Genomic DNA, 22,762 nt, shown 5'->3' on the forward strand with positions numbered 1-22,762 from the left:
GTGCGGGATTCCTCCCGCACCCCTCGGCTGGCTCTTCCCCGCAGCTCTCGCCATCACACCGGTGACGCCACGCTGCGTGTCTCATTCGCGCACCCCGGGTGCGTACCCGCACGCACTTCTTCAAGTCGGAGCCATATGAACCGCTACTCACCCCTACCCGCTTTTGCGATCGCTCTTATAGCCGTCACCGCCACCGGATGCGCCGCACCACAAACCTCCGGCACCGATGCGGTTCCCCCCGTCATCGAACACATTCACGGTGTCGCCGCTGACCCAAACAGTGAGAACCTCTTCGTAGCCACCCACGGGGGAATCTTCACCCTCACACCCGAAGGTGCGCTCGCCGGTCCCATCGGAGGCTACGACTTCGATGCGATGGGATTCACCGTCCTCGACGATGCCCTCTTAGCATCCGGACACCCGGGCACGCAGACACCCGCAGAGCTCGGCTCCCCAAACCTGGGCGTCATTCGCAGTGACGACTTCGGCGAAACCTGGTCACCGATCGCTCTCACCGGCACTACGGACTTCCATACCCTCACCGCTGGACCGGACGGCACTCTCTACGGGATCGCTTCTGACGGGGTCGACCTGCTCATCAGCACTGACAACGGTCGCGAATGGAACCGCGGCGCCACACTTGCCGCGGCAGACCTCGCAGCCACCAACGACGGTCTCTACGCGGCGGCAGAAGAAGGACTACTTCTCAGCACCGATAACGGCGCCAGCTTCGCCCCCGTCGCGGACGCCCCACTGCTCTACGCCCTCGACGTCCGACCCGACGGCACGCTCGCAGGAGTCGGAACGGACGGCGCCCTCTGGTCTCAGAACACCGAAGGAACATGGCAGCGCCTCGACCCCCTCCAAGGGGCCGCCCAGGCCTTCACCGCGATCGGTGACGACAGCTTCGTTGTGGTCGATGACCGCGGCATCGTCCAGATCGCACCCGATGACACGACCGTCCTCGCCCCCGTCCGGTAGGTGGCTCACACCAGAACGGTCGCCATGATCAGCGCTGCAACCTCTCCGGACGCATGCCGGTCTTCATCGCCTGCGCCACGGTCCTCGCCATATCGAGCTTCCACCTCATCGGAGCTTTCACGGCACTCCCGGGGGGGTATCAACCGCACTATGGGTGAGTCTATTCTCGACCGGCAAGCGCTAGAAAGTTCACAGACGCGAAGCAGAGGCGGTTCCCCGACGGTCAGCCCAGGCCGCATGATTGGTCAGCTTGGCCTGTATAGTCATCGTGTGCTGACTATTGCTTCTCGTCTTGATGTGATGAACCGTCTCGGTCGCGCGATGGCAGACCCGTCGCGCTCGCGGATCCTTCTTGCGCTCTTGAATGTGCCTGGCTATCCAGCTGAGCTCGCTCGCGAACTGGATCTCACACGTACGAATGTCTCCAATCATCTGACGTGCCTGCGCGGGTGCGGTCTGGTTGTTGCGACCCCGGAAGGCCGGCGCACGCGTTACGAGATCGCGGACCCGCATCTCGCAGTGGGCCTACGACACATGCTGGAAGCGGTCGTCGCCGTTGACGAGGGTTTTCCGTGCACGGACGAGAAGTGTGAGTGCTGCGCATGAGTGAAGAGTGCTGCGGCCCAGACGAGCCCCGGAAGGCTCGCACGATTCAGCGCGTTGAGTTGACGCGTTCCCACAGGACGGGAGACGCATGTTGCGAGCCCGACCCGGTGCGAAATGCCACGTCCTCCGAGGCCCATGAGGAAGGCGATGCTTGCTGCGGACCGGCGCTGCCGTCCAAGGCAGGCGTGGATGACGATGAGATCGAGGTGCGTCCGCCGTGGTGGCGCGACATCGCGCTACTGCCGTCCGCGCTGTCGGGCCTTTTCCTGGTCGCCGGGTACGCGTTCGAGTGGGCGGGTATCGAAATCCCCGCGCTTGTGCTGCAATGGGCTGCTCTGCTGACCGGCGCCTACACCTTCGTTCCTGGTGCGATCCGCCGGTTGATCCGGGGTCGACTTGGCGTCGGGCTGCTGATGACGATTGCCGCGATCGGTGCGGTTCTGCTCGGCCATGTCGGTGAGGCTGCGACCTTGGCGTTCCTGTTTTCGCTGGCGGAGGCTCTCGAGGACCGTGCGATGGATCGGGCGAAAGAGGGTCTGCGTGCCCTGCTGTCCCTGATCCCGGAGACCGTGCGTGTCTCTCGTCTCGCCGGCGACACGACGATCCCGGCCGCGGATGTCCGTGAGCTCGATATCCTCATCGTTGGAGCAGGCGAGCGTGTTGCCACCGATGGTGTTGTTGTCGAAGGGCGTTCGAGCCTGGACACATCCGCGATCACCGGTGAGTCCATCCCGGTCGACGTGCATCCCGGCACTGCGGTCGCGGCGGGCTCGGTGAACGGTGCATCGACGCTGCGGATCGAGGCGACCGCGGACGGGCGCGACAACTCGCTCACCCAGATCGTGTCCCTCGTGGAGCAGGCCCACGCCCGCAAGGGCGACCGCGCGCGGCTTGCTGACCGGATCGCCCGCCCCCTCGTCCCCGTGGTGCTGATCGCCGCGGCCCTTGTCGCCGTGTTCGGATTCATCGTCGGAGATCCGTCGACCTGGATCGAGCGTGCACTCGTCGTCCTCGTCGCCGCGTCTCCTTGTGCTCTTGCGATCGCGGTGCCGGTCACGGTGATCAGCGCCATCGGGTCCGCGTCGAAGTTCGGCGTCGTGATCAAGTCCGGGGAAGCGTTCGAGCAGCTCGGCACCATCCAGGCGGTGGCGCTGGACAAGACCGGTACCCTCACCCGCAACGAGCCGGCCGTCGTCGACGTGCGCCCCGCAGCCGGCATCTCACGGGACGAGCTGTTGACCTGGGCGGGAGCAGTCGAAGAGACAAGCAGCCACCCGCTCGCCGCCGCGATCACCACGGCCGCCCCCGGCGCAGCTGGAGCCGTGGACGTCGTCGAAGACGCCGGCCACGGCATCACCGGCCGCGTCAACGGCACCCTGGTCCGCGTCGGCAACGTCCGGTGGCTCGCCCCCGGAGTCCTCCACTCGGCCGCTGATGAGATGGCCGAAGACGGCATGACCGTGGTCGTCGTTGAAGCCGAGGGCGAGATTGCCGGGCTCATCGGCATCCGCGACGAGCTGCGCCCTGAATCCGCCGCAACCGTGCGACTGCTGCAGGATGCCGGTATCGGGATCACGATGCTCACCGGGGACAACGAACGCACCGCCCGCGCGATTGCGGCACAGGCGGGCATCACCGACGTCCGCGCAGAGCAGCTCCCTGCGGACAAGGCCACGGTCATCGAACAACTCGCCGCCGCGCGCCCGACAGCCATGGTCGGTGACGGCATCAACGACGCCCCCGCCCTCGCGACCGCCACCGTCGGTATCGCCATGGGGCTGAAGGGCTCGGCTGCTGCCATCGAGTCTGCCGACGTCGCCTTTACCGGGAACGATCTCCGATTGATCCCCGGCGCGCTCGCGCACGCTCGTCGCGGTCGCCGGATCATGACCGCCAACATCGTGCTCGCCTTGGCGATCATCCTCGTGTTGTTCCCGCTCGCCCTCTTCGGCGTGCTCGGGCTTGCCGGTGTAGTTCTCGTGCACGAGATCGCGGAAGTGTTCGTCATCCTCAACGGGGTGCGCGCGGCGCGGCGCCCTGCTGCCCTGCGGTCACCTGCCGCAACCTCCGTACCCGCCCAGGTCTGAACCATCCCGCTTCGACGGCACTACCCCGCTCCCACGGAGCCACTTTCGAAGGCCCCGAAATCAACTGGGTTGCTCGGTTGTGGGACGCGGACGCTGACAGTAACTTCAGTTTGACCTTCGGGCGCGTGGCTCTCGGGTTCGCAACAGATCTTGATTGGTGGGGCTGGTACCATCCTGAGGTCATGGTCGTCCAAGGTCGCATTCGCAATAGCGACAGCCGCGCCGACGAGTTCATGATAACGAAGATCATTACGGCCCTCGGATTGGCACTTCTTCTCATCGTCGGAGCGTGGCCGGGCGGCCATCGTGACGCGACGGATGCGACTGCGTATCTGAGCACGACATCCTCGTCGTCACTAGGTACGTCTTCTGCTGGCCCTGTCGCGGCGGGTTCGGGTGAAAGCGGTGTCGGCGCAACTGCGGAACATGTCGTGGCTGGGGATACTGCGAACGACATCATGATCGGCGTCGCCGGGTGCCTCTTGGGTATCCTCTGCTGCTTCTTGGTGCTCATCGTCACGCGGATCTTCCGCCGTCACGTCCCCTCTTCTCGCGTTCGTGAACGTTTGCCGCGCGCACCATCACTGGCGGCCATGACGGGGCGCCTGTTCGTATTGCCTCCTTCTCTCACACAGCTTTCTCTGTCGCGAACCTGATCTGGCGGCGCCATCTCTTCGATGGCGCTCCCCTGGTCGTCCTCGTTCGTTGTGTGTGTCTGGAGTGTCTATGAAATCTTCTATGAAAGCGGTACTTGTCACCGTGGCTCTCGCCGTGGTGTTGCTGATCGTTGCGCTGGTGTTCGTCCTTGTCAATCAGAGTCGAGCTGCCGCACCCGAGACGGGGGCCGCTGATGGTCCACAGGTCGTCCGTGAGAACTCGCATGTCCTCGATGACGGAGGAGATGGGGCGGTGACGGTGGTCGAGTTCCTCGATTTCGAGTGCGAGGCCTGCGGTGCTTTTTATCCCCTCGTCGAGGATCTCCGTGGCAAGTTCGATGGCGAGATCACGTACGTGATCCGCTACTTCCCGTTGCCGGGTCATCTCAACTCGAAGAATGCCGCGATCGCTGCCGAAGCCGCAGCGCAGCAGGGACGGCTGGAAGAGATGTATCACCGCCTGTTCGAGACGCAGTCTCAATGGGGTGAGGCTCAAGAGTCTCGTGCGGACCTGTTCCGGGGATTTGCGGAGGAACTCGGATTGGATATGGCCGCGTTCGATGATGCGGTCGCTGATCCGGCGACTGCAGAACGGGTCCAGTTCGATCTAGACGAGGGTGAGCAGCTCGGTGTCAGCAGTACCCCCTCGTTCTTCATCGATGGGGAGCCTGTCGTGCTGGAGACGTGGAATGACCTGGAGGACACCATTGAAGCCGCGGTGAACGGTGCTGAATGATGGCGCGTTCGCTATCGCACCGTCGCGTCATCATCGTCGGCGCCGGGCACTCCGGGTTGGCGACAGCCGCCGCACTCAGGTCCTCCGGGCTTGAGCCGCAGAAGGACTTCGTGATCATCGATTCTGCACCTCCCGGTCGACGAAGCTGGGCCACACGGTGGCAGTCGATGAAGCTACGCAGCGCGGCCCGCCACAGTGTCGTCCGCGGGTTTCCTTTCCCGGGCGATGGAGACCGTTATCCGAGTAAGGATGAGATGTCCGATTACCTGTCTTCGGTGGAGAACGCCCTCGGTGTGAAGACCGTGTGGGGCACTCGTGCTCTTGGAATCACCCGGTTGGGCGACGGATCCACACTGCATCTGTCGACCTCCGCCGGGGAAGTGCAAACCCGAAATGTGGTCTGTGCAACGGGAGCTGCCGCGGTGCCGCGCGTGCCGGGCTGGCGCCTGGAACTGGCAGTACCCGGTGTTGTGCTGCATTCCAGCCAGTACCTCTATCCCGCCCAGATACCTCCCGGCCGCGTGTTGATCGTTGGCGGTGGATTCAGCGGAGTGGAGATTGCAGAAGAGCTCGCTTCCTCCCACGACGTCACCCTCTCCACTCGAGCGGAATCCTCAGAGGTGTCGGAGCGGCCCATCTGGTCGAGGCTGCGACGTCGGGGTCCGATGTCTGAGTCACGCCCCCGCGTAGCTTCGACAGACGTCACTCATGCCGCCGCCGTGACGGAGGTACACGGAGACACCGTGATGTTCGCCGATGGGGCGTCCGTGAAGCCGCATTCCGTGATCCTTGCGACCGGGTACAGGCCGGCGGACGCATGGCTGCCCGATTCGGAGCCGCCCGGGCAGCCTTTGCACGTCAATGCACGCATCCCGGGACTGTTCACTGTTGGCATGCCGCGTTACTCCCGGGCAGATGCGGGCACCCTCGCTGGGGCGGGTCGTGATGCGGCGATCGTCGCCCGGCACATCGTTGGACGGCCGTAAAGGAGCACCATGACAGACACAGGGCACAGTCACGGTATCGGTGACGCCACTCCCCGCAATCGCCTGGTCATCGCGTTCGCGATCACCTCTTCGGTCTTCATCGTCGAAGTGATCGGCGCAATCATCACAGGCAGCCTCGCACTGCTTGTTGATGCGGCGCACATGCTCACCGATGTCGTCGGGTTGGCGATGGCCGTCACCGCTGCGCATCTGATGAATCGTCCCCCGACTCCCAAGTACACCTTCGGTCTTCGACGCACGGAGGTTCTCGGTGCGCTCGCTCAAGCAACTTTGCTGCTCGGGGTGGGCATCTTCGCGCTCGTGGAAGGCGTACGGCGGCTGTTCGAGCCCCCTGAGATCGCATCGGGGAGTCTGCTGTTCTTCGGCATCGTCGGTCTCGTCGCCAACATCGCCTCCATGCTCGTATTGTTCAGCGGCCGCGGACGCAATCTCAACATGCGCGCCGCGTTCCTCGAGGTCGTCAACGATGCCCTCGGTTCCGTCGGCGTCATCGCCAGCGCCATCCTCATCGCCGTTTTCGGTTGGTATCAGGCGGACGCCGTCGCGGGCGTCTTGATCGCGCTGCTCATCATTCCCCGCACTCTTATCCTGTTGCGAGCATCCGGTCGGGTGCTGTTGGAGTCCACACCCGCCGGCCTCGACCTCGAGGATGTCCGCCGCCACATCCTTGCCCTTCCGCACGTGGTCGCGGTGCACGACCTTCACGCGACCCAAGTCTCGACCGACCTCCCCACGCTCACCGCCCATGTCGTGGTCGATGACACCGTCACGATGGAAGCTTCCGCCGCATTGCTGACATCACTTCAGCAATGCGTCAACGAGCACTTCGCCGTGAGCATCGAACACTCCACCTTCCAGATCGAACCCGAATCCCACCCCGGAGAGCACGACACCCATGCATAAACGCCTCTCGGCACGTATCACAGCCCTCGCCGCCGCCGCCCTGATGGTGTCGGCATCCGTCGTGCTGGGGACCACAGCCCCGGCCGCCGCTCACGACGAGTTCGTCTCGGCGTACCCCGACGCCGACTCGGCCGTCGACGGCTCTCCCGACGAGATCTCTCTGATGTTCACCGGGCTGCTTCCGGATGGTGACGGCGCAACAGTCATCGACGTGGTCGATGAAACCGGAGCAAACGTCGCAGTCGACGCCCCCCAGGCGACCGATGACGTTATCACGCAGCACCTCTCCCCGGACGCCGCGACCGGTGTCTTCACTGTCCGATGGAAGACCGTCTCCGCCGATGGGCATCCGATCAGCGGAGAGTACGTGTACACCGTCAGACCCGCGACGGACACGGGATCCGGCACAACCACCGCAAGCCCCACCCCTGAAGCCTCACCACAGAGCAGCGAAGAAACGGAAACCGCATCGCCGGCACAAACGTACGGCGGCACACCATCCGGAGGCGGTGCCTTCGAAATGCTGCCCCTATTCTTCCTCTCCGGTTTGGCTATCATCCTGGGGGTCGGGGTTGTGGGCGTGATGATGGCCGGGCGCCGCCGTCACCAGCGGGATCGCGCCGAAGTTGCTGAGGATGCCGCGGCCGCGGGGGAAGACGCCGATGCGTGATCGAGTCCGCCGGTCGGCCGTGGTGCTCATCGTCGCCGCCATCGTTATCCTGATCGATCAAGGCACCAAGACTCTTGCTCTGAACACGTTGCGACAGGATGCGCGTATACCGCTGATCGGTGACTGGCTCGGTCTTCAACTGGCCTTCAACCCCGGGGCGATCTTCTCGCTCGGGGAAGGCTCCACATGGGTCATCACCGTCGTCGGGCTCGCTGTCACCGCGGCCCTCATCGGTGCCGCTACCCGAGCCCGCAACGTGTGGTCGGCGGTTGGTTTCGGTTTCATCGTGGGCGGTGCGATCGGGAACCTCATCGATCGCTTATTCTCGCCGCCCGCGTTCGGGATCGGGCACGTCACCGATTTCCTTGCCTACGGGAACCTGTTCATCGGCAACCTCGCCGATGTCGCTCTCGGCATCGGTGCCGTGTTCCTCATCGTCGCGGGTCTGCGCATAAGCCGTCGCCGGCCAGACCCCTCGTCCCGCCCCGATCCCGTCGACCCTGTACCCGCCGAAGAAACGGTTCACCCATGAGTCCCAAAGAACGTGTCCCCTCCACTTACCAGCGGAACGCCCTGGCCCCCAGCCTCGTCGCCGCCGCGATCCTGTTCCTCGCCCCGGCGCTCTTCCAGGCGAATTGGGCGCCCCTCGTCCTCTTCATCGCCTCAATTTTCGGGCTGATCGTCGCGTGGTTTGCGCTGCAGGCACGCCACTGGTGGTGGATCCCGGTCTTCCTCGCGATCGCCGTGCTCTGGAACCCGGTAATGCCCTTCCCCTTCTCCGGTGTCGTGTGGACCACAGCACAGCCCATCGCGGCCGTGGCGTTCCTGGCAGCGGGGGCGACGATCAAGGTGATCCGGAAGTGAACAGCGCGATCTTCTTGTCACGACCATGCGTGTGAGCGGCCAGATCCTCGAAAGTCCCCCGTCTTTGCAGGCGTTCCTCGCACCGGCGGACATCCCGCTTCCGGTGTTACCGATAGTCGCGGGGATCCTCGCTGTGCTGTATCTGGTCGGAGCGATCCGGTTGTGGACGCGCGGGCGTCGGTGGCCCGTGTGGCGAACGGTCAGCTTCCTTCTCGGGTGTGTTCTCCTCGCGGCGGTCACTGGTCTAGGCGTTGAAACCTACGGCCAGGCGCTGGTGTCCGTTTTCATGTTCCAGCAGCTCACTCTGATGATGATGGTGCCGCCGCTCCTCGTCCTGGGCTCTCCCGGCACCCTTCTTCTGCGAGCGACACCGCATCATGGAGCGGGACGGTTAGTCCTCACAGCGGCCCACGGTGCTCTTCGAAGCCCGGCCGCGAAATGGATACTCAGTCCGTGGGCCACTGTCCCGCTCTACCTGTTCGCGTTCTACGGCATCTACCTTGCGGGTGCTGCCGATGCCATCCTCGCTCTCCCCGGGGGTCACGTCGCACTCGAGGTCGGATTCCTCCTCGCCGGCGTGCTCTTCACCATCCCCATCCTGTCCTCCGATCCGCTGCCGGTCAGGTTGGGTCATGGTGCCCGTGCACTGGACGTCTTTGCCGAAGCCGCGCTCCACGCATTCTTCGGGGTGTTTCTCATGATGGCCAGTACGATCCTGGTCGGCTCGTTCGTCGCGCCCACCGAAGCACTGGGCATCGATCCCCTCGCCGATCAGCAGCTAGCCGGCGCTCTGGCATGGTCCTACGGTGAAGCCCCGACCGTACTGATGTTGATCTACGTGATGCATCGTTGGTTCCGAAGCGACACCGCTCGTGCTGCCGCGGCGGATCGGTATGCCGACGTGCACGGGAACGCCGACCTCGACTCGTACAACGCTTACCTGAAAAACCTGGGCACTCATGACCGTGACCGCTGACCCGTTGGTGGGACACGCCCTCTCCGTTCGACCACGGCGCGGCAACGCCAGTGCGCACGATGCGCTCCTGGCAGCTGCGGTGCCATTTCCCGTAGCGATCGTCGCGTCCGCCATCGCAGGAGGCATGCTGGATCTCGCCTACCCCGCGTCCGGGTGGTGGCCCGCGACGTTCGTGAGCGCAACCATCGGGCTGTGGACGCTTCGCGGACGCTCTGTTCCCGGGGCGTTCCTGATCTCCCTCGTCTACGGGACGGCCTTCTACTTCACTCACTTGGTATGGGTGACCCGGTTTCTGGGGCCCATCCCATGGGTCGCGCTGGCTGGCTTGGAATCCCTGCTGTTCGGTGCCGGCGGTGCGCTGATCGCACTCGCCTATCGTGTCGCCACCACGCGGGCGGGATTCGGGTATCACGCGATCACTCCTGTGCTCGTCGCCGGGGTGTGGGTGCTGCGGGAAACGCTGATGGGGAATGCGCCGTACACCGGGTTCCCGTGGGCGCGAATCGGCTTCACTCTTGCCGAGAGCCCGCTCGCGGAAGCCGCTTCCTGGGTGGGGACAACCGGGCTGACCTTCCTGACAATCCTCGTCTGCGCAAGCGTCGTGGAAGCCCTCACCCTCCGCCGGTGGGAGCCGGGAGCAGCAGCGGCGGTCATCGTCGTTGCCGCGATGGCCGTCCCTCTGTTCCCGACTGAGCAAGCGGGAATGATGCGCGTCGGATGGGTGCAGGGCAACGGTCCCAGCGGCTACTTCGACACCAGGACAACAGGTGACATCCTGCGCGCACAGGAAGAAGCGACCGCTCCGCTCCTGGGGCGTGAAATGGACCTTCTCGTCTGGCCAGAAGGGGCCGTCGACGCCGATCCCCTGCGCGATGCCGCCGTCGCAGGCCGCCTTGATCGACTCGTGCAGGGTGCTGGCGCTCCGGCACTGGTGAATGCGGCAACCACCCGCGGAGCTGACACGTTCAACACCTCGATGCTGTGGACCAGCGCCGGGCCGCAGCAGCTCCACGACAAGGCCAACCCCGTCCCTTTCGGCGAATACGTGCCGGACCGTTGGTTCTACGAAGCCATCGCCCCCGATCTCATCGGGTTGATACAACGCGAGTACACGCCCGGCTCCAACACGCCCCTCATGAACGTTGGCGATGTGCCCATCGGTCTGGCGATCTGTTTCGACGTCATCTACGACGACGTCATCCACCAGAGCGCGTCCTCTGGCGCGCAGATGTTCGTGTTTCAAACCAACAATGCGGATTTCAGAGGCACGGACGAGAACCTCCAACAGCTGACCATCGCCCGCATACGCGCGCTCGAAACAGGGAGAACTGCGGTGAACGTCTCCACCACCGGGACCAGTCAAGTCATCGGCCGCGATGGAAAAGTGTTGGCTCAGGTTGCGGTGGACACGACCGCGGCGAAGATCACCGAGGTCCCCCTCCGCGCCGGCACGACTCTCGCTGTCGTGCTGATGCCGTGGCTCGGCTGGATGCTCAGTATCGGAACGGTACTAGCGCTGCTCGTCATGTCGATCCGACAGCGACGGACGCATGCTGACTCCCAGGAAGACGGATGGATGACGTTGTGAAGCTCAAGATTCTGACCTCTGGCGCGGCGCTGTGCGCACTGCTTGTGCTCACCAGCTGCGCACCCACCGTCCACCTCGAGCCCGCAGCGAACGCGAATGACCCGCTGTGCGCAGAGGTCACCGTACGATTACCGGACTCGATTGGCGACCAGGCTCGCGTCTGGACGGACGCTCAGGCCACCGCAGGATGGGGCACCCCCAGTAGCGTGCTCCTCACCTGCGGGTTGGAGCCCCCGGCCCCCACCACGCTGCAATGTGTCAGCTTGGGGGGCGTCGATTGGATCGTCGACGAGGAGGAGACCCCGAATCTGCGGCTCACAACCTACGGCCGAGATCCAGCTGCCCAGGTGTACGTGGACACGACCACCCTGTCGGCGGACGCGGTTCTCGAATCTCTTGCCGGGGCGATCCAGCAGCTCCCCAAGACCGGTGAATGCACGGCACCTGTGACGGAAGACCCGGACGCTGCTGGCGCTCAGACAGGGGATACCACTCCATGAATCCCGTTGTTCTCCGGATCGTTGGACCGACGATTCTCGTTGCCGCCGCACTCATCGCTGTGGTCATCGGGCTCGTGATTGGTGGAGGAGCTGCACCAAGACTCGCGAGTGACCCTGGAGCGCTCGTGCGATGGGGACTCCCGGCCGCGAAACTGTTCGTCAATCTGTCCGGTGCGGCGATGCTCGGGCCCCTGGTGCTGGCGGTGTTCGCTCTCCCCTCGGCAGGGAAGCCCTTCACCGTCGCGCTCGATATTGCCTCCGCCGGCGCCGCGACCCTCACCCTCACAAGCGGGGTGGTGGCTTACCTCACCTTCCTGTCCTCATTCAATCCGCAAGTTAACCTGAGTGCCGAGTTCGGCACGCAGCTCGGTCGCTTCCTCCTCGACACGGAGCTGGGACGATCATGGCTCATCACCGCGATCCTCGCTTCGGTCGTGACAGTCCTCGCATTCGCTGTTCGCAGCTATGGTGCGGTCATGATCACAACCGTGCTTGCGATCATCAGTCTGATTCCCATGGCCACCCAAGGTCATTCGGGTGAGCTCGCCAATCACGATCCCGCTGTCATGTCCCTCGTCCTGCATGTCATTTCAGCAGCAGTATGGCTCGGGGGCTCATCCTGCTCGTCGTCGCGCGACCGATCAGCTCGCCGCGCGAACTCGAGAACCTGCTCCGCCGGTACTCGACGGTGGCGCTCATCGCGTTCATCGGCGTCGCCGTCTCGGGATACGCGCGGACGCTCACAGCCCTCGGCCGGTGGGAGGATTTGGCCTCACCGTACGGCATCCTCCTTCTCACAAAGATCGGCGCGCTTTTGGTCATGGGCGTCCTGGGTGCCGCCTACCGCCGCCGACTCATCGCAAAGACCAGCGAGGGCCGTGGCGCCTTCTGGATGATCGTGTGCGTCGAACTCGGTTTCATGGGTGTCGCGAGCGGGGTCGCCGCCGCCCTCGCCCGCACCGCCGCCCCCGCCGATGCGATCACCCTGCCGCAGACCACCGCCGCGGAGATCCTCACCGACGCACCCGTCCCGGTCGCACTCACCCTGCAGAGATGGTTCACGGCGTGGAGTCCCGACCTCCTTTGGGTGCTCGTCGCGGGTTTCGGAATCGTCTTCTACCTCGTCGGCGTCCGACGCGCACGGCGCCGCGGGTATCCGTGGCCAGCCAGGCGCACGATCAGCTGGATTGCGGGGATGGGGGCGCTTCTGTGGACGACCAGTGGGCCGATCGCAGCCTATGACGATTCGCTCATCAGTATGCGATTCCTCGCCTTCGCTCTCCTCAGTCTCGCGATCCCCTTGCTCCTTGTCTTCGCGGCGCCGATCACCCTCGCAACCTTGGTCATCCACCCACGGGACGATGGAAGCCGAGGACCGCGCGAATGGCTTCTCTGGGCCGCCCACAGCCCCCTGGCCCGGTTTACTCGTCGCCCCGTCGTCGCCGCGTCCCTGTTCGCCACGTCGCTGTGGTTGTTCCACTACTCCGACCTGTTCCGATGGTCGCTCTACGACCAGCTCGGAGCGGAATGGATGATCAGCCAGCTCCTCGTCACCGGGTGCCTCTTCGTACGATCGCTTTCCCCGAACGCGTCCACGACTCCCGAGGGGCGGTGGCGTGTGGCCTCACTCACTGCGCTCACAGGCGTGGCCACTTTCTTCGGCATCGCCACTATCGCTCGCTCCGACCTCATCGTCGCGGAGTGGTTTGGCGCCATGGGGCGGACGTGGGGACCCACCCCCCTGCAGGACCAGGCCCTCGCCGGAGCCGCCACCTTGATGATCGCGGGAATGCTCGCAATCCTCACCGGCTTCTCCGTCCTCCACACGAAACGCAACAACAGACCTACCGACAGCACCCCCGTGCCCGCCGGACGAAAGGACCCACGCCCGTGACCTCCACCCACCGCACCCGCTGGCTCGCCAGCACACTTCTTGCCCTCATCGCACTGGGAATCGTGGCCGCACCGGCCCCCGCAGCTCTCGCGCACGACAACCTCCTGGACACCGTGCCCGGGGCAGACGAAACCGTCACCCAACTCGACGACGTCGCTCTCACGTTCAGCGGGGAACTCATTGACTTCAGCCAGGCAAGCTTCGCCCAAGTGCAAGGACCCGACGGCCTCTTCTACGAATCCAGCTGCTCCACCATCGACCGCAACATCCTCACCACCCCGGTCGCACTCGGAGAACCCGGCGTCTACACCGTGCTTTGGAACGCCGTCTCCAGCGACGGTCACCCCATATCCGAGAGCTTCACGTTCACGTACGCTCCCACCGGCATCGAGCCAGGGCTGGGATGGGACCAACCAGCATGCGGGAACGAACAATCACGGATGCAACCGGCAAAGGCGTCGCCCTCTGCTGTGCCAACTACCGAACCTCCCGCAGCGGACACCCCTGCCCCGGCGGCATCCGCAGGCGAGAACGAGGTGGCTTCGATCGCGATCCCGCTCATCATCGCCGTGGCTGTCATAGGTGCCGCGGTGATCGCCACCACCGTTGTCGTACGGCAAGTGAAAAAGAACAAACACAACAAGGTGAGCCCCGACATCCACACGGACCCGAAAGCGTGAACTTCGTGTCAGGACAGTCGAACTCGAATTCGATGCGACAGATATGGGCCACTGATCAGAGATCACGAGCGAGTCGGCGCGACTTCGGCGGCCACGTACGGCCGATGGACCAGACGGCGGGCAATGCAAGCGTGGCCAATCTGCGCGCCCATGGCAGCAGAATCCACGAAGCCGAGCTCGAGGAGAGGGCACAGTGAACGGACGACTCGTCTCTGCGGCTACGGAGGCGGCTGAAGAATGCGGTTGTGCACCCACGCCCGCCGAACGCGACTCGTTCTGGAAGCTGAGTGTTACTCGACGTGGCGCTTTCGGGCTCGGCGCGCTCGGTGTCGCTGCATTCGCTGCACTCGGCATCGGCTCCGGCGACTCAGCGGCGTACGCTGCGTCGTACCCGAGTTGGGACGATGTGCAACGCGCCAAGAACAACGAAGCTGCCAAGGCTGCCGAGATCACCCGAATCGAAGGGCTGATCCAGTCCTTGACGCGGAAGGTCGCTGAGACTCAGGTTGCTGCCGATACAGCCTCCGACGAGTTCTATGCAGCGCAGCAGGAGTACTTCGCTGCGATCACGGAAGCTCAGAGCCTGCAGGCGCAGGCGGACGAACAATCAGCGATTGCCGAAACCTCTGCGCGCAGGGCCGGTCAAGTTGCGGCACAGCTGTATCGCAACGGTGGAGATGATTCAGCACTGCAACTGTTCTTCTCCGGTTCCGCGGCCAACGCCGATGAGCTCCTGTCACGCCTGGGCACCATGGACAAGCTTCTCGAGTACAACCGGTCGGTCTACGATGGCGCAATCTCGGCGCGCAACACCGCCCAATCGCTGACCGATCAGGCGAAGGTTGCCCGCGACGAACGAGACCGCCTGCAGCAGGTCGCAGAGCAGAAGATGATTGCGGCACAAGAAGCGGCCGACGCCGCACAGGCCGCGCTCGACGAGCAAGCCGCGAACCTCGAGACGATGCAGGCGCAGCTCGCCGCGCTGAAAGACACCACCACGCAGACTGTCGCTGGTTACCAGTCGGGTGTGGCCGCGCGCGAGGCCGAAGAGCGCGCCCGTCGCGAACGCGAAGCCGCGGAAGCGGCAGCCAACGGTGGCGGCAACGGCGGCGGCGGAGGCTCTGCCGGTAGCGGCGGTTGGGTCCGGCCCCACGGGGGCGGCCGAAGTTCAAGCTACGGCCCGCGGACCCCGATCTGCGGTTCGCAGGGCTGCTCCTCGAGCTACCACTACGGCGCGGACATGGCCAATGGCTGCGGAGCGGCGATCTACGCCGCCAACTCCGGAACAGTGGACTACGCCGGCGCGAACGGCAACTACGGCAATTACGTCCGCATCCAACACGGCGGGGGCGTCAGCACCGGGTACGCGCACATCAAACCCAGTGGCATCCTCGTTGGCAGGGGGCAATGGGTCAATTCGGGCCAGGTCATCGCTTACGCGGGTGACACTGGACGCTCCTTCGGTTGCCATCTGCATTTCGAGGTCTACATCAATGGTGGTTACACCAACCCCGTCCGATTCATGGAAGACCGCGGCGTCTATATCTAAGGCTCCGACATGGGAGCACGAAGTGGCGCCACCCACAATGACCAGTTGGGTAGAGAGGGCTGCTCCAGTCGTCACTCGCGACATCCTTGCTAGGGATCTCAGAGAGGGAGAATGACGCTACCCATCACCGCCGTCAGCCGCGACATGATGTCGGTCCACAGCCCTGTCACCATCAGGATTCCGAGGACGATCAGCAGTATGCCTCCGCATACGTTCACCACCCGGATGTGACGACGGAGGAACTCGACCGTCTTCGCCGCCCAACCGAACCCGAATGCGACCAACAGGAACGGGATGCCGAGGCCGAGCGAATACGCGAGGCCGAGGAAGCCGGCACGGACAGGGTCGCCAGCATTGAACGAAAGCGCGATGATCGCGGCAAGCGTCGGACCCATGCACGGTGCCCAGCCGATACCAAGTGCCACTCCAAGTAGCGGCGCCCCTGCGATTCCGGCCCGGGAGCCGACGTGGAAGCGGACCTCCCGCTGGGCGAAATTGAACAACCCGAGAAAGACGAGCCCCATCAGGATGATGACGACTCCGAGGATGCGTGTGACCAGGTCGCCCCAGCGTAGGAAGAACACGCCGGCCGTGCCGCCCAGCGCGGTGATGAGAACGAAGACGACGCTGAAGCCGAGGATGAACAGCGGTACGCCGACTACGAGCTGACGGCGCTGGGGCGCGACTGCGTTCGTCGCGCGACCCTTCGAGTCCGGCGCGACCACCCCGCCAAGGAAGCCGAGGTAGCCGGGGACCAGCGGGAGCACGCAGGGCGACAAGAACGACACGAGGCCAGCGAGCATCGCGACGGGGACTGCGAGCCAGAGCGCACCGGACCCGATGATGGTGTCGGCGTTCACGGTGTCTCCGCCAGAGCGTCCTTGACGAGCGTCGAGAGGATCGAGGTGCCGTCGATGGGTCCGATGATGCGGGCGGCGACACGGCCCTGCCTGTCGAGCACGAGAGTCGTCGGTGTCGCCTGGATCGGCACGACCTCGGAGAAAGCGAGTTTCGCCTCGGCCGTGTTCACGTCGATCAGGCTCGGGTAGGTGATGCCGAACTCGTGAGAGAAAGCCTGGGCAGTGTCGGCCTGGTCGCGGGTATTGATGCCGATGAAAGCTACATCCTCGCCGCCGTATTCTTGCCAGACGCTTTCGAGATCCTTCGCCTCGATGCGGCACGGCGCGCACCCGGCGTACCAGAAGTTCACCACCGTGACCTTGCCGGCGTTGTCTGCGCTGTCGAAATCATCACCAGTTTCAGTGATGCCGCTGAAGTCGACCGGTTCGCTCCGCTCGTCGATCGGGATCTCGACGATCGCGCCGCCAGCGGCCACATACCCGGTGTTCTCACCCTTGAGGAAGGAATCGCTGACCGGATCCGGCGCACACCCGCTCAGACCGATGGCGAACACCGCGGCGAGCATGGCTCCGATCGCACCACGAATGGTGCGAAAGCGAGGATTTCGAGGCACATCTCGCACTCTACGCAGATCCCCTATGCGTCCGCCGAACCGGGCCACCGTCCTGCGGGCCTCTTACCGCTTCCGACGTCCGCCAGGGCAAGTCGCCGCGTCGGCAACTTCGGTCTGCTGACACACAGAGCACCTCCGGGAGGATGACGTGTCAGCTGAAGGCCAACTGCGTCATTCCAACGCAATTCCGACGACGACCGCCTGCACACCGTCTCAGCGTTGCAGATTGCTCGGCGGTGGCATCAGTGTTCTCGTTCGGTCGTTGCCGGACATCAGATCGAACTCTAATCCGAGCCATACCGGTGTGTCGGGAGCCAGGCAAAGCCGACCCGGCGGATCCTGGGCGCAGGCGACAACGATGTGCCTACTCAGGTACTCCGCCTTCCTTGGAGTGGTGATGAAGCCAGCTGAGATTGCACGGTTGATCGCACGGCGACGATTCTCGAAGGGCTCGGAGCTGCACTGGGTGCCGCGCGATCATCGTTCCGCATCCGGCTACGCGGATAGCGTCTCGTTCGCACCGGTCAACCGAAGTCTCGGCCGTTTGGATTGGTCGGTCATCGACCCGATGAAGGTTCGAGTATCGAAGGGCGCAAGCCACTTTTTCACGGGGTCTGAGTACTTCTGGAGTCGCACCCGTAGCCACGTATGGTGTGAGTCTCAGTTCGAGCGCGACGAGTTGATGTGGCTCGATTTCGGCGGGCAAGTAGCAAAGGTGTGGTCGCAGCCATTTGGCGTGGTGTTCGGCGTTCGCTCGCCGATGGCGGGTCACTGGCACGTGCCGGATTTCCTATTGCAGATGTCGGACGACTCCTACGCCGTTCGAGACGTGAGGCCAAAGGAACGCATCGACAAGTCTGCGCAACTGCAGTTCGATGAAACCGCGGTTGTGTCGGCAACGCTCGGCTGGCACTATCAGGTACTTTCCGGCCACAGCATCCATGCGACCCGCGTGGTCGAATGGTTGTCGGCGTCGCGTCATGACCGTTGCAGGCCGCCTGCTGACGTCGAGGACAGGATCCTCGACGCGGCAACTGACAGCAAGACTCGCCGGGAGTTGTGCGAGCTGGCATCACCAGATTGCCCACCTCTTGCCTGCGCATGGGTTGACAACCTCGCCTGGCGCAGACTTCTCGCGCTCGATCTGTCTGCGGTCTTCAATAGCAACGCGCTACTGACTACCGCACGTCGGGAGAGAACGGATGCGATCAGTGTCTGACGAGAGCAAGCTGAAACTCGGGGACTCTTTCGACATTGACGGCGAGATCTGGGTCTGGGCCCACATCATCCCCGGCCTAGAGGTGAAGCTCCGGTCCGAGAACGCACCCGATCGACACCTCATCATGTCCGTAGACGAGTTCCTGCGCCATGCCGGCACGGCTCAACGCGAGCGCGCGGTATCGCTTCGTCCGGACGGGGACGCGTGGCCGACCAACGTGTGCGATATGGAGGCCCATCTCCTTGAGGCGTTCACCGGGAGACCAATGGATCCGTTGGCTTCCACTCCTCGGGCGCAGTATGACCCTGCGCTGACGACTCAGAACGCACGCGTTGACGCGAAGCTGCTGGAGTTGAAAGGCACGTCACTGGGGCGAGCGCGCAGTACCTTTCACCTCCTATGGAAGACCTACCAGCAAGACGGTGCAGCGGGGCTGAATGCCCGCATGCACCGGAAGGGCGAGCAGCGACTCGCCATCAGCCGGGCAGATCCGCGGCTGGTGACGATCATCGATCGATTCCTCGATCGCCAGACGGACAAGGCCACGAGTAGCAAAAAGCGTTGCGCTGTCTTGGTGAGGCGAGCGCTCGAGACAACCTACCCGGGCGACCCCATTTGTGAGATCAAGGCTCGCACCCTCCAGGGCTACATCAACGAGCGGGCTGCAGGCCGTTACAGCTTCGACAAAGCGACCACCCGGAGAAACACCGACAACAGCCCAAAGCGTCAGTACCACTCCGGAGCTGCCTATCAACTTGGAGAGCGATGCGAGATCGATTCAACGGACCTCGACGTTCTCGTTTGGGATGAGACCAGTGAGTTCCGTCCGAAACTCACCGTGCTTCTCGACGTCGCCAGCCGAGTGCCGCTCGCTTGGGCGATCCACGCGGATAGCCCTGGCGGATTCGATCATGCGCTCCTGCTCGCCCGAGCCATCATCGGGCGCAAAGCCGTGCCTGGTTCGGGCGCTGCCACTCTCTCGGGGTCAGCCGCCTTGCCTTCCGCGCTGATGAAGCAGGTGAACCCCTACCTCAGCGACGAGTCTCTGGCTCTCCCATGGATCTTTCCGCGATCAATCACCATCGACGGCGGAGCTGATTTTCGGTCCCGCACGTTCAGAGATGCCTGCCGTGCGTACGGAATCCACAGGGAGCTCGCGCCCTCCGGAACGCCGACGGTGAAGCCACATGTTGAACGCAACTTCGGCACCCTCTCATCAGATTTCGCCGCATGGTTGGCCGGTTTCGTGGGGAACTCCGTGGCGCATCGAGGCGCCCGCGACAACCCCACGCTCACCTTGGACTCGCTCCGGCTCATCCTGGACAGTTGGATATCCAACATCTACCTGAACAAACCGCACCAGGGCCTGAAGTCGACGAGCTCCCCCGGACGGATCTTCACCCCGAATCAGATGTACACCGAACTCTTCAGCGTCGGGCCTGGCGTCCCAGTGCCTTTCGGAGTCGAGGAGTACCTCGCCCTGTTGCCGACCGAACGTCGCATGATCGGTCGTGCAGGGATCGATCTCCACAATCGCCGCTACGACTCGCCCGACCTGGAGGACCTCCGCAGTCGCTCCCTCACGGGCGCTGAACCGGGATCCGCGAGAGCGAGGAAGTTCCCGGTGAGCTTCGACCCCTACAACGCGAATGCCGTCTGGGTACGTCACCCGGAAACCGGCTTGTGGATCGAGTGTTGGGACGTCGCTCTGCGAGAGAAGACGGCACCGATGGTCGCCGAGATCGACATGAAACTCCTTACCCGATACCCCGACGCCGCTATCGACGATCCCGATCGCCGCCGGGAGTGGATCGATCATGTCGAAAGCCGCGAGCGAGGAGACAAGCGCAAGCGCACCCAACACAAGCGAGAGCAACAGCGCCTCAAGGTCGAAGCTCAACGCGAGTCAGGCCCCTCGACAACGACACCGATCCCATTACGGCAATGGGCCAAACCCGTCGACATCAGCACCATCGATTGGACGTCCCCCGACATACATCTCGCTCAAGCAGAGGAGCTTGATCCATGAAGATCACCCCACTCGTCCTCCACCATGACCGCAAGACCAGCCTTGCAGGGCTTCGAGAAGCATTCGACGCCGAGCCCGCATCGCCGCCGAAGATCACCTTCCGGCAGTACACAGATCTGGATAGTGAAGCCGAGAGCTATACGACCAAGCTCGCGAAGACTTCTCCGGCTGACGTTGAGGGTGAAGACGCGGGGCAGCGTGGCGACGGGGACGAGGTGAGCTGTCGGCGCGCGATGCGGGGCATCGGCAGTCGAAGATGCTTCTCGAAGCCCCTGCAAGGCTGGGTTCCTTGCGGTCCATGGTGGTGAGGACGAGTGGCGGCATTGAAGGTGTCTTCATGGATCAAGCTCCTCTGCTTGAGCGAGATGTTATGTCGGGGACGTCCAATCGATGGTGCTGATGTCGACGGGTTTGGCCCATTGCCGTAATGGGATCGGTGTCGTTGTCGAGGGGCCTGACTCGCGTTGAGCTTCGACCTTGAGGCGCTGTTGCTCTCGCTTGTGTTGGGTGCGCTTGCGCTTGTCTCCTCGCTCGCGGCTTTCGACATGATCGATCCACTCCCGGCGGCGATCGGGATCGTCGATAGCGGCGTCGGGGTATCGGGTAAGGAGTTTCATGTCGATCTCGGCGACCATCGGTGCCGTCTTCTCTCGCAGAGCGACGTCCCAACACTCGATCCACAAGCCGGTTTTCCGGGTGACGTACCCAGACGGCATTCGCGTTGTAGGGGTCGAAGCTCACCGGGAACTTCCTCGCTCTCGCGGATCCCGGTTCAGCGCCCGTGAGGGAGCGACTGCGGAGGTCCTCCAGGTCGGCGAGTCGTAGCGGCGATTGTGGAGATCGATCCCTGCACGACCGATCATGCGACGTTCGGTCGGCAACAGGGCGAGGTACTCCTCGACTCCGAAAGGCACTGGGACGCCAGGCCCGACGCTGAAGAGTTCGGTGTACATCTGATTCGGGGTGAAGATCCGTCCGGGGAGCTCGTCGACTTCAGGCCCTGGTGCGGTTTGTTCAGGTAGATGTTGGATATCCAACTGTCCAGGATGAGCCGGAGCGAGTCCAAGGTGAGCGTGGGGTTGTCGCGGGCGCCTCGATGCGCCACGGAGTTCCCCACGAAACCGGCCAACCATGCGGCGAAATCTGATGAGAGGGTGCCGAAGTTGCGTTCAACATGTGGCTTCACCGTCGGCGTTCCGGAGGGCGCGAGCTCCCTGTGGATTCCGTACGCACGGCAGGCATCTCTGAACGTGCGGGACCGAAAATCAGCTCCGCCGTCGATGGTGATTGATCGCGGAAAGATCCATGGGAGAGCCAGAGACTCGTCGCTGAGGTAGGGGTTCACCTGCTTCATCAGCGCGGAAGGCAAGGCGGCTGACCCCGAGAGAGTGGCAGCGCCCGAACCAGGCACGGCTTTGCGCCCGATGATGGCTCGGCGAGCAGGAGCGCATGATCGAATCCGCCAGGGCTATCCGCGTGGATCGCCCAAGCGAGCGGCACTCGGCTGGCGACGTCGAGAAGCACGGTGAGTTTCGGACGGAACTCACTGGTCTCATCCCAAACGAGAACGTCGAGGTCCGTTGAATCGATCTCGCATCGCTCTCCAAGTTGATAGGCAGCTCCGGAGTGGTACTGACGCTTTGGGCTGTTGTCGGTGTTTCTCCGGGTGGTCGCTTTGTCGAAGCTGTAACGGCCTGCAGCCCGCTCGTTGATGTAGCCCTGGAGGGTGCGAGCCTTGATCTCACAAATGGGGTCGCCCGGGTAGGTTGTCTCGAGCGCTCGCCTCACCAAGACAGCGCAACGCTTTTTGCTACTCGTGGCCTTGTCCGTCTGGCGATCGAGGAATCGATCGATGATCGTCACCAGCCGCGGATCTGCCCGGCTGATGGCGAGTCGCTGCTCGCCCTTCCGGTGCATGCGGGCATTCAGCCCCGCTGCACCGTCTTGCTGGTAGGTCTTCCATAGGAGGTGAAAGGTACTGCGCGCTCGCCCCAGTGACGTGCCTTTCAACTCCAGCAGCTTCGCGTCAACGCGTGCGTTCTGAGTCGTCAGCGCAGGGTCATACTGCGCCCGAGGAGTGGAAGCCAACGGATCCATTGGTCTCCCGGTGAACGCCTCAAGGAGATGGGCCTCCATATCGCACACGTTGGTCGGCCACGCGTCCCCGTCCGGACGAAGCGATACCGCGCGCTCGCGTTGAGCCGTGCCGGCATGGCGCAGGAACTCGTCTACGGACATGATGAGGTGTCGATCGGGTGCGTTCTCGGACCGGAGCTTCACCTCTAGGCGGGGATGATGTGGGCCCAGACCCAGATCTCGCCGTCAATGTCGAAAGAGTCCCCG

Annotated in this window: 23 protein-coding genes; 19 read left to right on the forward strand and 4 right to left on the reverse strand. The window is 63.8% G+C overall.

From position 1 onward, the window contains the following. Positions 1-135: 135 nt before the first annotated feature. From BLW44_RS17025 to BLW44_RS17095, 16 genes are all read left to right on the forward strand, one after another. A complete protein-coding gene (locus tag BLW44_RS17025) occupies positions 136-981 on the forward strand; it encodes a F510_1955 family glycosylhydrolase (RefSeq protein ID WP_042538283.1) in 846 nt (281 codons plus the stop codon). A 270-nt stretch (positions 982-1,251) separates the two neighbouring features. Further along, positions 1,252-1,587: a Cd(II)/Pb(II)-sensing metalloregulatory transcriptional regulator CmtR gene (cmtR, locus tag BLW44_RS17030; protein ID WP_074731945.1), complete on the forward strand. Its 336-nt coding sequence runs from the start codon at positions 1,252-1,254 to the stop codon at positions 1,585-1,587. Next, on the forward strand, positions 1,584-3,674 hold the full coding sequence (locus tag BLW44_RS17035; protein WP_254775138.1) for a heavy metal translocating P-type ATPase: 2,091 nt from the start codon (positions 1,584-1,586) through the stop codon (positions 3,672-3,674). Before cmtR ends, BLW44_RS17035 begins: the two co-directional genes overlap by 4 nt. A 182-nt stretch (positions 3,675-3,856) precedes the next feature. Beyond that, positions 3,857-4,330, forward strand: coding sequence for a hypothetical protein (locus tag BLW44_RS17840; RefSeq protein WP_139305307.1), 474 nt, complete (start codon positions 3,857-3,859; stop codon positions 4,328-4,330). 70 nt (positions 4,331-4,400) lie between these two features. Then, on the forward strand, positions 4,401-5,066 hold the full coding sequence (locus BLW44_RS17040; protein ID WP_136041016.1) for a DsbA family protein: 666 nt from the start codon (positions 4,401-4,403) through the stop codon (positions 5,064-5,066). Beyond that, positions 5,066-6,052 (forward strand): flavin-containing monooxygenase, encoded by a 987-nt coding sequence (locus BLW44_RS17045; RefSeq protein ID WP_042538369.1) that lies wholly within the window; start codon positions 5,066-5,068, stop codon positions 6,050-6,052. Before BLW44_RS17040 ends, BLW44_RS17045 begins: the two co-directional genes overlap by 1 nt. Before the next feature lie 9 nt (positions 6,053-6,061). Further along, positions 6,062-6,976, forward strand: coding sequence for a cation diffusion facilitator family transporter (locus BLW44_RS17050; RefSeq protein WP_042538288.1), 915 nt, complete (start codon positions 6,062-6,064; stop codon positions 6,974-6,976). After that, positions 6,969-7,646 (forward strand): copper resistance CopC family protein, encoded by a 678-nt coding sequence (locus tag BLW44_RS17055; protein ID WP_052492864.1) that lies wholly within the window; start codon positions 6,969-6,971, stop codon positions 7,644-7,646. The genes BLW44_RS17050 and BLW44_RS17055 overlap by 8 nt, the downstream gene beginning before the upstream one ends. Next, entirely contained in the window at positions 7,639-8,178 is a 540-nt protein-coding gene (gene lspA, locus BLW44_RS17060; RefSeq protein ID WP_053098498.1) for a signal peptidase II, read from the forward strand. The genes BLW44_RS17055 and lspA overlap by 8 nt, the downstream gene beginning before the upstream one ends. Further along, positions 8,175-8,510 (forward strand): DUF6804 family protein, encoded by a 336-nt coding sequence (locus tag BLW44_RS17065; protein WP_042538290.1) that lies wholly within the window; start codon positions 8,175-8,177, stop codon positions 8,508-8,510. The genes lspA and BLW44_RS17065 overlap by 4 nt, the downstream gene beginning before the upstream one ends. Before the next feature lie 25 nt (positions 8,511-8,535). Continuing rightward, entirely contained in the window at positions 8,536-9,486 is a 951-nt protein-coding gene (locus BLW44_RS17070) for a cytochrome c oxidase assembly protein (RefSeq protein ID WP_042538291.1), read from the forward strand. Then, positions 9,470-11,074 carry an apolipoprotein N-acyltransferase gene (lnt, locus tag BLW44_RS17075; RefSeq protein ID WP_079112071.1) on the forward strand — a complete coding sequence of 535 codons (1,605 nt, stop codon included), beginning with the start codon at positions 9,470-9,472 and terminating at the stop codon, positions 11,072-11,074. Before BLW44_RS17070 ends, lnt begins: the two co-directional genes overlap by 17 nt. Further along, on the forward strand, positions 11,071-11,574 hold the full coding sequence (locus BLW44_RS17080) for a DUF3515 family protein (protein ID WP_079113881.1): 504 nt from the start codon (positions 11,071-11,073) through the stop codon (positions 11,572-11,574). Before lnt ends, BLW44_RS17080 begins: the two co-directional genes overlap by 4 nt. Positions 11,575-12,175: 601 nt before the next feature. Continuing rightward, positions 12,176-13,468: a bifunctional copper resistance protein CopD/cytochrome c oxidase assembly protein gene (locus BLW44_RS17085; protein WP_074731947.1), complete on the forward strand. Its 1,293-nt coding sequence runs from the start codon at positions 12,176-12,178 to the stop codon at positions 13,466-13,468. Beyond that, positions 13,465-14,148, forward strand: coding sequence for a copper resistance CopC family protein (locus BLW44_RS17090; protein ID WP_026049677.1), 684 nt, complete (start codon positions 13,465-13,467; stop codon positions 14,146-14,148). The genes BLW44_RS17085 and BLW44_RS17090 overlap by 4 nt, the downstream gene beginning before the upstream one ends. A 193-nt stretch (positions 14,149-14,341) precedes the next feature. Further along, positions 14,342-15,697 (forward strand): M23 family metallopeptidase, encoded by a 1,356-nt coding sequence (locus BLW44_RS17095; RefSeq protein ID WP_026049678.1) that lies wholly within the window; start codon positions 14,342-14,344, stop codon positions 15,695-15,697. Between the two features lie 98 nt (positions 15,698-15,795). On the opposite strand, the gene BLW44_RS17100 is transcribed toward BLW44_RS17095, so the two are convergent. Both BLW44_RS17100 and BLW44_RS17105 read right to left on the reverse strand, forming a co-directional pair. Beyond that, entirely contained in the window at positions 15,796-16,557 is a 762-nt protein-coding gene (locus BLW44_RS17100; RefSeq protein ID WP_060926728.1) for a cytochrome c biogenesis CcdA family protein, read from the reverse strand. After that, a complete protein-coding gene (locus BLW44_RS17105; protein WP_053098497.1) occupies positions 16,554-17,123 on the reverse strand; it encodes a TlpA family protein disulfide reductase in 570 nt (189 codons plus the stop codon). The genes BLW44_RS17100 and BLW44_RS17105 overlap by 4 nt, the downstream gene beginning before the upstream one ends. Before the next feature lie 445 nt (positions 17,124-17,568). On the opposite strand from BLW44_RS17105, the gene BLW44_RS17110 reads away from it, so the two are divergent. From BLW44_RS17110 to BLW44_RS17845, 3 genes are read left to right on the forward strand one after another with little or no spacing between them, the layout of a single operon-like run. Further along, complete coding sequence (locus BLW44_RS17110) at positions 17,569-18,390, forward strand: TnsA-like heteromeric transposase endonuclease subunit (protein ID WP_167347459.1); 822 nt, start codon at positions 17,569-17,571, stop codon at positions 18,388-18,390. Further along, positions 18,383-20,419, forward strand: coding sequence for a Mu transposase C-terminal domain-containing protein (locus BLW44_RS17115; RefSeq protein WP_053098495.1), 2,037 nt, complete (start codon positions 18,383-18,385; stop codon positions 20,417-20,419). Before BLW44_RS17110 ends, BLW44_RS17115 begins: the two co-directional genes overlap by 8 nt. Next, positions 20,416-20,727 carry a hypothetical protein gene (locus tag BLW44_RS17845; RefSeq protein ID WP_139305308.1) on the forward strand — a complete coding sequence of 104 codons (312 nt, stop codon included), beginning with the start codon at positions 20,416-20,418 and terminating at the stop codon, positions 20,725-20,727. Before BLW44_RS17115 ends, BLW44_RS17845 begins: the two co-directional genes overlap by 4 nt. Before the next feature lie 60 nt (positions 20,728-20,787). Here the strand turns inward: BLW44_RS17845 and BLW44_RS17120 are convergent, their stop codons facing one another. Together BLW44_RS17120 and BLW44_RS17130 are read right to left on the reverse strand one after the other, a co-directional pair. Then, on the reverse strand, positions 20,788-21,054 hold the full coding sequence (locus BLW44_RS17120; protein ID WP_139305309.1) for a hypothetical protein: 267 nt from the start codon (positions 21,052-21,054) through the stop codon (positions 20,788-20,790). Between the two features lie 718 nt (positions 21,055-21,772). After that, positions 21,773-22,657, reverse strand: coding sequence for a hypothetical protein (locus BLW44_RS17130; RefSeq protein WP_074731956.1), 885 nt, complete (start codon positions 22,655-22,657; stop codon positions 21,773-21,775). Between the last annotated feature and the right edge of the window lie 105 nt (positions 22,658-22,762).

It is taken from the genome of Microbacterium hydrocarbonoxydans (assembly GCF_900105205.1).
Lineage (GTDB): Bacteria > Actinomycetota > Actinomycetes > Actinomycetales > Microbacteriaceae > Microbacterium > Microbacterium hydrocarbonoxydans.